Annotated in this window: 11 protein-coding genes and 2 tRNA genes; 9 read left to right on the top strand and 4 right to left on the bottom strand. The window is 34.1% G+C overall.

Features of this window, described 5'->3' with window-relative positions:
• Positions 1 to 99: 99 nt before the first annotated feature.
• Complete coding sequence (locus B0E44_RS00455) at positions 100 to 2,493, bottom strand: DUF5916 domain-containing protein (protein ID WP_077370235.1); 2,394 nt, start codon at positions 2,491 to 2,493, stop codon at positions 100 to 102.
• Between the two features lie 188 nt (positions 2,494 to 2,681).
• On the opposite strand from B0E44_RS00455, the gene B0E44_RS00450 reads away from it, so the two are divergent.
• Complete coding sequence (locus B0E44_RS00450) at positions 2,682 to 3,407, top strand: murein L,D-transpeptidase catalytic domain family protein (protein ID WP_077370234.1); 726 nt, start codon at positions 2,682 to 2,684, stop codon at positions 3,405 to 3,407.
• On the opposite strand, the gene B0E44_RS00445 is transcribed toward B0E44_RS00450, so the two are convergent.
• Together B0E44_RS00445 and B0E44_RS00440 are read right to left on the bottom strand one after the other, a co-directional pair.
• Positions 3,396 to 4,973, bottom strand: coding sequence for a murein L,D-transpeptidase (locus B0E44_RS00445; protein WP_077370233.1), 1,578 nt, complete (start codon positions 4,971 to 4,973; stop codon positions 3,396 to 3,398). The two genes, B0E44_RS00450 and B0E44_RS00445, sit on opposite strands and share 12 nt — an antisense overlap.
• The gene (locus B0E44_RS00440; RefSeq protein WP_077370232.1) at positions 4,966 to 5,412 is read right to left on the bottom strand and encodes a GNAT family N-acetyltransferase; all 447 of its coding nucleotides are present in this window, start codon (positions 5,410 to 5,412) and stop codon (positions 4,966 to 4,968) included. The genes B0E44_RS00445 and B0E44_RS00440 overlap by 8 nt, the downstream gene beginning before the upstream one ends.
• A gap of 136 nt (positions 5,413 to 5,548) precedes the next feature.
• On the opposite strand from B0E44_RS00440, the gene B0E44_RS00435 reads away from it, so the two are divergent.
• Both B0E44_RS00435 and B0E44_RS00430 read left to right on the top strand, forming a co-directional pair.
• A tRNA-Gly gene (locus B0E44_RS00435) sits at positions 5,549 to 5,621 on the top strand.
• A gap of 50 nt (positions 5,622 to 5,671) precedes the next feature.
• Positions 5,672 to 5,747 (top strand) — tRNA-Gly (locus tag B0E44_RS00430).
• A gap of 42 nt (positions 5,748 to 5,789) precedes the next feature.
• On the opposite strand, the gene B0E44_RS00425 is transcribed toward B0E44_RS00430, so the two are convergent.
• Entirely contained in the window at positions 5,790 to 7,043 is a 1,254-nt protein-coding gene (locus B0E44_RS00425; protein WP_077370231.1) for a DUF445 domain-containing protein, read from the bottom strand.
• Between the two features lie 208 nt (positions 7,044 to 7,251).
• Here B0E44_RS00425 and map point away from each other — a divergent pair, with 208 nt between their 5' ends.
• From map to apaG, 6 genes are all read left to right on the top strand, one after another.
• The gene (gene map, locus B0E44_RS00415) at positions 7,252 to 8,070 is read left to right on the top strand and encodes a type I methionyl aminopeptidase (protein WP_077370229.1); all 819 of its coding nucleotides are present in this window, start codon (positions 7,252 to 7,254) and stop codon (positions 8,068 to 8,070) included.
• Positions 8,071 to 8,187: 117 nt separating this feature from the next.
• A complete protein-coding gene (locus tag B0E44_RS00410; protein ID WP_077370228.1) occupies positions 8,188 to 8,562 on the top strand; it encodes a GxxExxY protein in 375 nt (124 codons plus the stop codon).
• 18 nt (positions 8,563 to 8,580) lie between these two features.
• A complete protein-coding gene (locus B0E44_RS00405) occupies positions 8,581 to 9,345 on the top strand; it encodes a class I SAM-dependent methyltransferase (protein WP_077370227.1) in 765 nt (254 codons plus the stop codon).
• Positions 9,346 to 9,463: 118 nt separating this feature from the next.
• Positions 9,464 to 12,370, top strand: coding sequence for a DEAD/DEAH box helicase (locus B0E44_RS00400; RefSeq protein WP_077370255.1), 2,907 nt, complete (start codon positions 9,464 to 9,466; stop codon positions 12,368 to 12,370).
• A gap of 175 nt (positions 12,371 to 12,545) precedes the next feature.
• The gene (locus B0E44_RS00395) at positions 12,546 to 13,796 is read left to right on the top strand and encodes a DUF5103 domain-containing protein (RefSeq protein WP_077370226.1); all 1,251 of its coding nucleotides are present in this window, start codon (positions 12,546 to 12,548) and stop codon (positions 13,794 to 13,796) included.
• A gap of 80 nt (positions 13,797 to 13,876) precedes the next feature.
• Positions 13,877 to 14,263 carry a Co2+/Mg2+ efflux protein ApaG gene (gene apaG / locus B0E44_RS00390; protein WP_077370225.1) on the top strand — a complete coding sequence of 129 codons (387 nt, stop codon included), beginning with the start codon at positions 13,877 to 13,879 and terminating at the stop codon, positions 14,261 to 14,263.
• Positions 14,264 to 14,485 lie beyond the last annotated feature (222 nt).

Genomic DNA, 14,485 nt, shown 5'->3' with positions numbered 1-14,485 from the left:
CAAATCAGATTCTAAACTAGTTCTAAAATTTGAATTTAATACATTGTTGCTTCAATAGACTATCGATTACTGTTTATGTTACAGTTTCACAAAAAAAGATTACAATTTATTTTTAACAGAGTTATAATCAATATAATAGCGGACACTTACAGAAAAAATATTGGTCAAATTACTATTGAAAATATTTGACAAGTTGGTTGAAAGATCTTTCTCAACTTGATTGGTTTCTTCCAAAGCATAATTACGGTACAGGATAATCATTTCGCTTCCGGGAGCAAACCACCATGAATAGGATAAGTCAAAGTTCCAAGAATTAAAATTTCTGTTTTTGTTAAGGTTATAATCAGGATTTGGAGTCAAATAACCATCATCCTGCAGCGTAAAGAATTCATGATTATCTGCATAAGACCAATAATAACGAACATCAAGATTTAATGCCATTCTATTGGTAATAGCAAATTTACCGGTAAGTGTATTTTGAAGGATTTCTCGGTTTCTTTCGGCAAATACAATCCCCGAGTTATCATACCCAACACGACCTCTGTCATTTCTTTTGGTAGTGTACTCTAAAGCATATTCTAATGAAAGCTGATTACTGAATCGGTACTTTGGATTGATGTAAATACTATATGTTTGTCTGTTTTCCTCATCATATTTCACAAATGAAGTAGTGGCGTCAACCGTAAAAGTGTGATTCCTGTTCAATTCGAATCCAAAATACGAAGACACTCTTTTTGGAACATAAACATAACGCCCATAAACACGCGGTTCATAAAAATCAAAAGTAGCCTGAGGAGTATAAAGCAAAGAAAATTCATAATAGGTATTTTTTAAAGATGAGGCTCCTATAGTTGTTCTCAGATAATTATCCTGAATTTTCCCTGTTGTATTTTGTATTTCCAAACTAGCTTCCTGCAACACTTTGAAGGTATTAAAAACCGAAGTAGGATTCAGAATCCTGTAGCTTGCATTGGCGTAAGCCGCATGATAATTGGTATAAAAAATTATCCCTAAATCGTTGACATCATAATCTTCGGAAATGTATTTCCCTGAAAGTTCAAAACGTATTTTACCACTTGTTTTTTGAAAATTCAAGGACGTTTTATAACCATCATAATCTTCAAATGTATTTACTGTACTGTATTTAAAATCTCCATTCAGACTATAGTTATTTTTCTTAGTGTTCAAATCGAATAAAAGTCCAGAAACATTGGCATCCCTAAAACTACCGTTTCGAATCGTACTGGTATTGATAAACGTTACAGATGAATTTTGATTAAACCGTTGATCCAAAACAAGTATATTATAATTTGCAAGCGGTTCTATAACTTCCTTTCTGGCAGTCCCAGCTACGGTGTCTTTTATAGTTGCATATGTTTTTTCGGTAACAGCATTCAAAAAACCTATTCCCAAACCTTTTTTGGTTCGTCCCGAAATTTTGATTGCGTTTAGCAAATCTACAGTACTTGGATAATCCGTAATTTCCTCATTTTCTTCAACCGTTGGGTCTGAACTGGGGAATCCACCAATTCTTCTGGAATAAAAAAGATTCCCTTTAGAAAAAAGCTCGGTTCCTTCTGTGAAAAAAGGTCTGTTTTCGTCCAGTTTTTGTTCGAACGGTTCGAGATTCAATATGGCATTATCAAACTTGGTTTGGCCAAAATCTGGCACCAAAATCGCATCAAGCGTAAAAGCATCATTTATTCCGTATTTAATATCAAGCCCTCCTTTAAATGTATTATCCGACTGAAAATCATCTTTTTGGTAGTAAAAGGAACCGTAAGGAATAAAAAATAATCGAGTTGGCGTTTTGATATTTTCAATTCCTTCCAACAGCCCATTTTGAGTAAGCTCTGCTCCAATCTTAGTATCAATTCGGTTCCATGAATATACTTGTACATCTCGTTCTATATTTCTGAGGAAGTTTATGCCCCAGGTTTGCTTACTGGAATTTGAGAAACGAATTGCTGCATAAGGGATTTTCATTTCTACTGTCCAACCTTTATCGGTCATCACTGTTTTACTGTCCCAAATGGCATCCCAAGAAAAATCTTTGTAATCTTCGGTAGCGATGCAATCTAATTGTACTCCTGCAGCAGTTACATAAAATCTAAAATCCTGTTGCCCGTCATTAAACCCATTAATAAATACAGAAAAATAATCGGTTACCCCAAAACTGTCTCTGTTGGTGATCTCCTTTTTTATTTTGCTGGGGTCTTCATCGTATAATGTGGCAGCGATGTAAATTGCGTCATTATCATAAAGCACTCTTACTTCTGTTTTTTTGTTTTCACTTATTGGCTTGCCGTTATCTGGCTGGTACATAACAAAATCAGTTGCGATTTCGGTTGAATTCCAAGCATCCTCCATTATTTTACCATCAATAGAAATCTTAGTTGTAATAGACTTCGTATTAAGTATTTTTTTTTGGCTATATACTAGACTTGTACAAAAAATTATGAAAAAAACAATACTACTTCTAATTATTGTCATAAAAAACTGTTGATTTTAAACAAAAATAAGATAATATTTTAATAAAAAACTGACAGAAGTTGTTTTTTTGCAAAAAAAAATCGATTAAATGTTAAAAATAACCGTTAAAATACTATTTTTATTTCTTCGAGTAGTAATTGTTTATATATTTGCAATCCCCAAATGATTGTATAACAAAATGACACACAATGATTTATAATATTTTTATTTCTACCTTTTATTTGTTTGCCTCATTATCATTTAATGGCAAAACAACAAATACTCCTAAAAAACTAACTATAAACAAAACCGTTGTTTCAAAAGTTATTTCAAGTATTGACAGCAAGATTCAACTAACCTATAATTCACTACAAACCAATCAATTTGATCTGCCAAAACAGGAATGCTTTGCCGAAGCACTGAAAGGTTTTTACGAATTAAAAGAAAAAGGATTAATCAAAAAAGACATATTGACCTTGGTTGATTTTAGTTTATCGTCTAATACAAAACGGCTTTGGATTATTAATTTAGCTACCAATGAGATAATACTTCAATCTTTGGTTGCCCACGGAAGAAATACAGGCGATGAGTTTGCAAATAATTTCTCCAACATCCCAGAATCATTCAAAAGCAGCTTGGGTTTTTATGCCACTGGAGAAGTTTATAATGGAAAACATGGCATTTCACTAAAACTGGATGGTTTAGAAAAAGGTCTTAATGATTACGCTCGCAAAAGAGCTGTTGTAATTCACGGCGCCGATTATGTTTCGGAATCCTTTATAAGATCCAACAAACGATTAGGGAGAAGTCTGGGATGTCCAGCAGTCCCACAGGAATTCGCTTCAGAAATTATTTCGACAATAAAAGGCCAATCGTGTTTATACATTTATCATCCTTCCATAAACAATTCAAAACAACCCAAACTAATTTCGTAATTGAGCATAAAGATCGGAATCCAAATTATAGATATCCTCTCTAAAAATCAATTTTTCGTTTTCACTCCATGCCGTCCAGTACCATTGATAAATGGCATAGCGTTTCGTTATCCCTATAAAAAGTGTCTTTCTGGTCGAAACGATAGAATCCATTTTTTCTCTGGAATATTTCTTTGGATCATCTAATAAAAGCCGAACCAATTCCAAAGGCTCTTCAATACGCACACAACCTGAACTCAAGGAACGCCTGTTTCGTTCAAACAAATTGCGATGATTCGTGTCATGCAAATAAACGCTGTATCTATTGGGAAAATTAATTTTGACAACTCCCAGAGCATTGTATTTACCTGGCTTTTGCACATATCGATATCCTCTAGGGCGATTTTTATCCCATTTTGATGGATCAATCTCAATACTATCCGATTTATAAATCCCAATCCCCTTGTTTTTTAGATAGTTCCTATCTTTAATTAATTCAGGAATATAATCTTCTTTCAAAATAGTAGGCGGTACAGTCCAAGTAGGATTGAAAACAATCGTCTGTAACATTGAAGTCAGTATTGGTGTTTCTCTTTTAATTTTTCCCACAACTATGCGTTTAGTCATAGTAATGTTTTGGTTTTCAACTACATTTAAGCTGTAATCTGGAATGTTAATTAGAACATAATTTGGAGCAAATGATTTGGAGAACCATCTCCAGCGTTCCAGATTAACTATGATTTGATGCTTTCTCTCTTCTTTGGTAAAATTAAATGCGGTCTTGGTACTTTTACCAATTACACCATCTGAAATCAAACCATGTCGAGTTTGAAATTTTTTGACTGCTTCAAAGGTTTCATCATCGTATGTAGAAGTAAGACTGTCATTACTTTTCAAATCTTTCCAGTAGATTAATTTCTTTTTGATGTTGATTATTTCCCGATGCTTTTGATTGTGTTCTATTTTGTCTTCGCTAACAATTGGCTGCGTTTTGTCTTCTGGAAATTCGTTAATGAGTTCCAAAGCTTTTATTAATTTTCCGTAAGTCAATGCTTTTGGTCGGCATTTTTCGATTTCACCCATGAGAGAATCTTTTTCCAAAGCATTATTCAGAATAGATTTTGTATCGAGCTCATCTATACGTAAGTCCCAATCATTGTATAGTTTTCTAGGGTTAAGCTTTCCGTTATGAAGATGTTTAAGGTATTTTTCAAAATTATAAGTAAGCTGCAAATCATAGTCGATGAGTTCCTCTTCGTCTAATTCACTAAATTTTTTTTCAAAACTTTCTAATTTCACAACATTGTAATCCGAGGGATTCAATCCTTCGTCTTCACATTTCCTAATAGTTTCAAGAATTATTTTTCTGTTTTTTTCAGATTGCCAAACGGTTTCATTCTCTCTGGCTTTATAAAAATCAATGAGTGACTTACTTTTAAAAGCTGCGATCAATACGGTGTCAATCTCAATAACTTCCCCTTCTTTGTCTGTAGGGTCCGATATTTTAAAAGAATCCAAATTTAGAATAGGCTCTTTTTTGCAACTTAGTAAAACTGTCAAGACAATAAAAAAACAAAACTTATTCATTCCTTATACTTTTTGCCATTAAATAATGTTCCCCTACATCTTTGATTTCAAAAGCCGTTCCAACTTTGGCATAACCTAATTTTTCATAAAAGCCTACCGCAGCTGTTCTGGCATTAAACCAAATTAAATCGGATTGCAGTTTTTTACAATACACTTCACAATACCTAACCAGTAATTCTCCGATTCCTTTTTTTTGATGCAATTCCACAACGGCCATTCCACGAATTTGGTATTGCTCATCTGATGCAAAACTGTTACTATTGACTTTAAATAGTGATATAATTCCAACCAAATCATCATTCCGGTAATACCCAAAATGTCTAGTTGAAGGCAAATCATCGCCATCAAAACGACAAGTTTCAATTGGCTTTCCCTTTCTAAGAACAGTATTTCTCACTGAATAGGTCTCTAAATCAGTTATTTTTTTGATGTTTTGCATAGTCTTTTAAAAAAAATAAAAGTATAACATTTTAATTTTAAAACGGTTGTAAACCGGAATAAGAAATGTCGATTTATTTTTCAAAAAAAAATTTGCAAATAACTGTTTTTATTATTTATCTTTGCACCTCAGTAATGCGAAAGTAGCTCAGTTGGTAGAGCTCCAGCCTTCCAAGCTGGTTGTCGCGAGTTCGAGCCTCGTCTTTCGCTCTAAGATCAAATCATTTTTTGATTGTAAAGGGTAAATTTTAATGATTAATGCGAAAGTAGCTCAGTTGGTAGAGCTCCAGCCTTCCAAGCTGGTTGTCGCGAGTTCGAGCCTCGTCTTTCGCTCCAAAACCTCAAATGAAAATTTGAGGTTTTTTTTATTCTATAACTTCACAACACCAAACTTTCCATTACAAATTCAGCGGCATAAATCAAAAGTCCGACCAAACCACCAACAAGCGTTCCATTAATCCGAATGTATTGAAGATCGCTTCCTATTTCAAGTTCCAACTTTTTGGAAACCTCATCAGTGTCCCAGCCTTTTACTGTAGAAGAAATCAAGTCTCCAATCATTTTTTTATTATTGATCAGCACCGAAAGCAAATCATTTTTGACAAAATTATTAATCTTGTCCATCATCTGCTGATCAGCTTGTATTCCTTTGCCAAAACCCTGAATCATATTCGCGATGCCCTTTTTTATAGAAGATTCCTCTTTTTGTACCAAATCATGAGTTATAGCCGTTTTGATTTCTTCCCAAATACCGCTGATGTAATCCTGAACTTCTTTTTTATTGGCAAAGCCAAGAACCAAGTCATTGACTTTCTGCTGCATTTCGGGAGACTCTTTCAGTTCTGTTATGAAATCCATCACATAATCGTTTACTTTTTTTCGAATTGTGCTATCCTCGTGACTTGCCTGTTCCAGAAAATTGTAAAGCCCGTTAAAAACGCCCTCAGTTATTTTTTTATCGGCCAAGCCAAAAGACAAAAACGGCGTGGAGCTTTTTACTTTTTCTTCAATCAGATGCTTGTTGTTTTGTAATTCAACAATAAGCGTTTTCAAAACATTGGTAACCAATTCTTCTTGCTTTTCGCTTTTCGCCAATGAATCCAAACCAAGAGCAATCCATTCGGCAAAATTCAGTTTTCTCAATTTATTGCTAAATTGCGTTTGCACAAAATGCTTTACCTGGTCATCATCTATAGTTTTCAAAACGCCAGGAATCACATTTTCCGCAATTAAATTAGCAACTAAACTAGCATTCTTCTCCTCCATCAGCCAATCCGAAGCTTTTACAGCTACATTAAATTGTTCAATTTTGACTTCCAATTTCTCTCGAGTCAAAAACTCATCCGAAACGAAATCCCCAAGGTTCTCACCTATTTTATCTTTGTTGCTCGGAATCAAAGCCGTATGCGGAATCGGAATCCCGAGTGGATGCCTGAACAACGCCACCACCGCAAACCAATCGGCAATCCCGCCCACCATAGCCGCCTCGCTGAAAGCTTTTAACCATTCTAATTTATAAATATTGGCAACTACAAAAAGAACCACAGCAAATCCCAAAAGAATCAATGCAATTCTTTTCATTTTGCGCAAGTCTTGCTCTTTCATGCCTTCTTCTTCTACAGATGTATTCATAATGTAATAAATTGATTCATAGCTAATTTACGACTATCCTTCAAAATGCAACTGCAAAGTCCACAAAGAATATCGCAAAGTTCACAAAGCTTTCTGCTTATTGAGACTTCGTTGCAAACTTTGTGTTTTGATCGAAAAATTAAAACAAACCCAACACATAAAGAAATAATTTTAAAAGTGTATTTTTGCACTCTGAAAATTCGAAAATATGATTATTCAAAAAACCCGTGAGGAAATAGAATTAATGCGAGAAAGTGCGTTAATCGTATCAAAAACATTAGGAATGATTGCTTCTGAAATAAAAGAAGGAGTTACAACATTATATCTAGACAAAAGAGCCGAAGAATTCATCAGAGATCATGGTGCCGTACCAAGTTTTCTAGGACTTTATGGATTCCCGAATTCATTGTGCATGAGTCCAAATTCACAAGTAGTACACGGAATCCCAAACAACAAACCGTTGGAAAGCGGTGATGTGATTTCGGTTGACTGTGGCGCTTTCAAAAACGGATTTCACGGAGACCACGCTTATTCTTTTGAAATTGGCGAAGTCGCTCCCGAAACTAGAAAATTACTTCAAGTTACCAAAGAATCACTATACGTAGGAATCCGCGAATTGCGAGTTGGAAACCGCGTGGAAGATGTTGGAAATGCTATCCAAAAATATACCGAAGCACACGGATATGGTGTGGTTCGTGAATTGGTTGGTCACGGTGTAGGACAAAAAATGCACGAAGACCCTGAGATGCCAAACTACGGAAAAAGAGGTCGCGGTAAACTTTTCATCGAAGGAATGGTAGTCGCCATTGAACCGATGATCAATATGGGAACCAAGAACATCAAACAACACAAAGACGGCTGGACAATTACCACTGCCGACGGAAAACCATCTGCCCACTTTGAACACGACGTAGCCATTATTGACGGAAAACCTGAGATTTTATCGACGTTTGCCTATATCTACAAAGAACTGGGAATCGTGAGCAATGAAGAAGATGAGTTTAGAAAAGTGCCGTTAGTTGTTTAAAAACACAGATTTCACAAATTTGCACAGATTAAAATAGCATTGAAATGAAATTATTTCCTAATGCATAAATTATCCAATTATTAAAACTAAGCCCAATATCTTTTCTGCTAATTAAAAATGGAAGAATTTTATCTAAAGGAAGAAACATATAAAATAATTGGAATCTGTATGGAAGTCCATAAAATTCTAGGCAAAGGTCATAGTGAAATAATTTATGGCGATGCATTAGAATATGAGTTTAGGAAAAATAACATTCCTTTCGAAAGAGAAAAAAAATACAATATTACATACAAAGACATAATTCTGCCTCATCATTACTTTTCAGATTTTGTGATTTTTGAAGAAATTATTTTAGAAATAAAAGCAATTCAAGAACTCTCAAGTAGTGAAATAAAACAGACGCTTAATTACCTTGCAGCATCAAAAAACAAAATTGGTTTACTAATAAATTTTGGAGAAGATAGCTTGAAATACAAACGAATCATACTATAATTTAATCTGTGAAAATCTGTGAAATCTGTGTTTAAACTTATACTCAATACAATCCCTCGCCCCATTCTTATTCGATTAAGTTATGTAGCACGTCCTTTTATCGCTTTTTCATTAAAAGGAGATAAATATACCGATCCAATTGACGGGAGAAGTTTCAAATCGTTCTTGCCTTACGGGTACGAAACACAACGCAATAATGTACTTTCACCAAGTACGCTTTCGTTGGAGAGACACCGTTTGCTTTGGTTATACCTAAACGAACAAACCGATTTTTTTACCGCTCCCAAGAAAGTATTACATTTTGCACCGGAACAGGCTTTTTATAAAATGTTCCGCAAGCAGAAAAATCTAGATTATACCACAACCGATTTGTTTTCACCATTGGCGGATGTAAAGGCAGACATTTGTAATTTGCCTTTTGAAGACAATCAATATGATGTTATTCTTTGCAATCACGTATTGGAACACATTCCGGATGATACCAAAGCAATGCAGGAATTGTATCGCGTTTTAAAACCAGGCGGAATGGCTATTTTGCAAATCCCACAAGATTTGAATAGAGCTGTAACCTTTGCTGACGATACGATTACGGACCAAAAAGAGCGTGCCAAAATATTTGGGCAATACGATCACGTACGCATTTATGGCCGTGATTATTTTGACAAACTAAGAAGCATTGGTTTTACTGTAGTTGAAGAAGATTACACCAATAAAATTGCTCCCGAATTGGTAGAAAAATATTGTTTGGCAAAAGGCGAAATCATTCCTGTTTGTTTTAAATAATTATTTTACAATAAGTTAAAAACCATATAAATTCCACAAATTTACACAAATCAATATGTGCAAATTTGTGGAATTTGTCTTTTAAAGAATCTAACAACAATCAAATACCCTTTTGCTTTTGGAAACTAAAAATTCTTTTCAGTTTTGCTTTGATATTAGTTTTGAAAAAAGGCTAAACACCTATATTCCCACTGCTTATGTTGTAGGACATTCCGAAGCTATAACTTATCTGGAGAAGAAAGCGAGTCCCGAAGTCCTTCAAAGTTTTGGAGTTGTTTTTGAAAATTTAGACACAAATACTAAAAAGGTTTTATCTCTTTGTGAAGCGCTAAAACCCGAAGTAATTTTTAAGAAATTCAACAAAAACAGTAAATCCTCCAAAAACATTGAGGATCTACTTAAAGACAGCAAACTGGAATTTGGGATTCGGCAATTTATAAAAACTAATTTAGACCAGTTTTACTCTTTGGTTTCTCAAGGTGACTTTCCAATCTCGCTGAATCTGGGAAAAGAAAAAGATTTTCGCATTAGTCGAATTGCCTCTAAAAACCCAGCATTAGAAGCCAGTCTTGAATTTGACAAACACGAAAATGGAATTTCCTATACGTTACTTTTAAAGGACGAGACAACGGAATTCTATCCTTCAAATACCGCTATCACTCTTCTTTTGGACGAACCGGGATGGTTAGTTGCCTATCATAAATTGTACCGTATAAAAGACATCAACACTAAAAAAATCACTCCTTTTTTGACGAAGAAAACCGTCGAGATTCCGTCCAAATTGGTTCCTGATTATTTCGAAAAATTCATCAAGGATATTGCAAAAAAAGCAGATATAAAAGCCACCGGATTCGCAGTAGAACTAAAGGACAAAATCACTTCCTGTTCACTCCAGCTGGCACACGATTTTTTTAAGAACACCTATTTCCTCAATCTTTTATTCGACTATGACGGTTTTAGTTTTGACAACAGCAAGACCAAGAAAATCCATTCCGAAATTGACATTCGTAATTTGGATGAAATCAAAGTGATTCAATATAAAAGAACAGCCGAAGAATCATTATTTGAAAATAAATTGCTGGAAATCGGCTTATCAAAAACTGAAAATGGTTTGTTTGTGCTCTCGCAAAAGGAAGAAAAACAAGATCCATTCGCAACCGTCCAATGGGCAATAGAAAATCAGGAAATTCTCAAATCTAAAGGTTTTTCAATTAAAGATTTAAAAATTGACAGCAAGAAAATTGACGCTCACAAAGTGAATATTCAATTCTCGAATGAAATCAAAAGCGATTGGTTTGACATCAAAATGATAGTCGTTTGCGAAGCATTTGAATTTAGTTTCACTGAAATTATTGAAAACATAAAAACCCGAAACCGACTCTTTCTTTTGCCTAATGGCAACTACTTTTTGATTCCGTTTGAATGGATGACGCTTTATGGCCCAATGGCAAAACTGGCAAAAATCCAAAACGGAAATCTTACTTTGCTAAAAAGCAATTTTGCTATCTTGGAAGATATTCTAGAATTGAAAAGCTCAATAAATTTAAAAAGTGATATTAAATACCAATCTTCACCTTTGGTAAAAGCCACATTGAGGCCTTATCAAATTGAAGGAGTCAAATGGCTTTTGGAACATTACAACAATGGTTTGGGTGCTTGCTTGGCTGATGATATGGGATTGGGAAAAACACTGCAAACCTTAACCACATTGGTTGCCGTGCAAGAACAATTGGATTTTGAAAAGGCCGAAAATGTTCAGCTAGATTTGTTTGGAAACGAAATTGTAACACCTAAAGAATATCTAAAAGCATTGATTGTACTTCCCTCCTCTTTGGTTTTCAACTGGTATAATGAAGCCCGGAAATTCACACCGCATTTCCGAAGAGTGCAATACGTTGGTAACGACCGAAAAATGCTTTCCAAAAAACTAGAAAAATACGACTTGATTTTTACCAGTTACGCTATCGTTTCGAGAGATATTTCTATTTTGGAAAAATACAATTTCAGGTATTTGATTTTGGACGAAAGTCAATACATCAAAAACAAGAACTCCAAAATCTTCAAGGCAATCAATCAAGTAAAAGCAAGTCATAAAATATCGTTGAGCGGAACTCCGATCGAAAACTCCCTTGATGATTTATGGTCGCAAATGCAATTCATCAACCCAAATATATTGGGGAGCTATTCCTTTTTTGCAGAAAATTATAAATTCCCAATCGAGAAAAAGCAAGACGAAAACAGTTTATTGGAATTAAAAAATCTCATCAGTCCTTTTATTTTACGTCGTACCAAAGAACAGGTTTTAAAAGACTTACCAGAACTTTCTGAACAGATTTTCTATTGTGAAATGGAACCAGAACAGGAAAAATTATACGAAGAAGAAAAATCCAAAGCCCGAAACTCGCTATTAAAAACAGATGGTTCTGGAGTTGATAAAATCAACATCATCAATACCTTAATGCGTTTGAGACAGTTGAGCAATCATCCTAAAATGATTGATTCGAAATCCGAAATGGATTCAGGGAAATATATTGCTGTGACCCGATATTTGGAAACTTTGATACAATCCAATCAAAAAACTATTGTTTTCAGTTCGTTTGTTTCCAATTTGGATTTTTATAAAACTTGGTGCAAAGAAAATAAAATAGATTTCTGTGAACTTACGGGAGAAACTCCTTTGAAAGAAAGAGAATACCAAGTCAAGCGTTTTCAGGAACAGGAAAAACCATTGTTGTTTTTCATTTCTTTGAAAGCAGGTGGCGTTGGACTTAACATCACCAAAGCTTCTTATGTTGTTTTCCTGGACCCTTGGTGGAATCCTTTTTCGGAAAAACAGGGAATTGGTCGCGCACATCGAATTGGCCAATTGAATAAAGTAAATGTGATTCGGTTTATCGCCAAAAATACCGTTGAAGAAAAAATCATCCGCTTGCAGGAAAGCAAAAAACTATTAGCCGATTCCCTTTTGGATGAAAATTATATTAGCACTGAGATTGAGGAGAATTTGGAATTTATATTGGAGTAATCTGCGAAGATAAATGCATATTTTTTTACCGCAGATTTTATTGACAAAAAAAATAAAAAAATAATCTGCGAATCTGCGGTCATTTTGTAAAACTCATACATTTCCATTCCTTTCAAATATATCATTATAATTTCCGTTAATTTGTATATTTACAATTCATGAACCATCACCAATAATGAAATCAATAGCCGTTTTACTTCTTTCATTCTTTTGCCTAACACTTACCGCCCAGATTGAGACTGAAATAGCACCTCCTTATAACATCAAAACGGTTTCTTTTGTTCAGAGTAATCAAAACGTTATTCCCATATTTAGATTGGGAGAACAATTTGAACTTCAATTTGATGATTTATTTGGAAACGAAGCCGACTACTATTACGAAATCAAACACTGTGATTACAATTGGGTTCCAACAGACATTCCAAAAAGCGAATACCTTTCTGGTTTTGACGGTCAAAAAATTCAGGAATATGTAAACTCTTTCAATACGTTACAGATTTTTACCCATTATAAATTATCCCTTCCCAACAATTACACTAAAATACTCTTAAGCGGTAATTATGTGCTCACCATTTTAAATTCGGACAAAGAAGTTGTGATGAAAAGGTATTTCATTCTATATGAAGACTTGGTTTCAGTACCTCTAAAAATTAAAAGACCCCGAACTGTCAAAAATATTTATTCAAAACATAATTTAGATTTTGAAATCAAAACGGGAGATCAAATTTTATTTCAAAACCCAATGCAAAATCTTAAAGTGCTTTTACTTCAAAATGGAAAATTCAATACTGCAATAAAAAATATTCCTCCACAATACACTGTCAGTAATAATTTTGTTTATAAATACGACCAAGAAACACAGTTTTGGGCTGGAAATGAATTTTTGAATTTTGATTCCAAAGACATCAAGAATGCCAATAACTATGTAAGTTTTGTCAGCTCCGAGAATGGCATCTACAATACTCATTTATACACTAATAATGATAAATCAAATTTTCCTTATACTAACTTTTCAGACCTTAACGGAAATTTTTCCATCCGAAAACTAGACGGTGAAAACAACATAATCGAAGCTGATTATTCTTGGGTGTATTTCAGCCTTTCATCACCTTTGGCTAATCCAAGTTCTTCTATTTATATAGTTGGAATGTTCAATAATTACAGCTTGACTCCAGAAAACAAAATGGATTTTAATTCTAAAAATGGTCTTTATGAAAAAGCGATTTTGATCAAACAAGGATTTACAAACTACCAATACCTGACAGTAGACAGCAAAGGAATTATCGATCAAGAGAATGCTATTGATGGTAATTTTTACCAAACTGAAAATGAATATACTGTATTGGTTTATTACAAAGGAAGCGCCGATCGATATGAAAAAGTCATAGGTAAAGGAACCTCCAATTCATTAAACATAACAAATTAGAAAACTTTGAAAATTTTTAAATAAAATATTCATTTTTTTCGTAGATTTGTCACCATACAGCACTTAATTAGCTCATTAACATGGTTTCACAAATAACAAGAGGCATTAAAATTTCGGTATTGACTAGTTTTGAGGGAACGTACTTCAAAAACTACAAGATTCATTTTGCCTTTAGTTATGAAATTACCATCGAAAACCACAGTAAAGACTCTGTTCAATTGACTTCACGCCATTGGGAAATCTACGATTCTTTGAATGATTTAGAATATGTAGATGGAGAAGGTGTTATCGGAAAAAAACCCGTTTTGAAACCGGGAGAACAACATACCTACAGTTCAGGTTGTTTATTATCATCTCCTTATGGTGCAATGAAAGGATATTTCAACATGATTAACTTCACTTCTACCAAGTCTTTTAGAGTTATCGTACCTACCTTTAGAATGTGCGCCCCTTTTGCATTGAATTAATTTGACTTTAATTATGATATTTTTGTCATGATTTAAATCTTTCCTTTGTACTTTTGCATCAAATTATTTAATCGTTTAATATTTAATAATAAAGATATGCTAAAAGGATTTTTCAATGTACCTACAGCGGTAAACGAACCCGTAAAAGGATACGCACCTAATTCCCCTGAAAAAGCAGCTGTTTTATCAGCGTATAAAGAAATGTGGAATACTAAAATCGAC

This window comes from Flavobacterium sp. A45 (assembly GCF_002001005.1).
Classification (GTDB): Bacteria; Bacteroidota; Bacteroidia; order Flavobacteriales; family Flavobacteriaceae; genus Flavobacterium.
The sequence above is the reverse complement of the archived record's forward strand: the minus strand, read 5'-3'. Positions and strand labels throughout refer to the sequence as shown.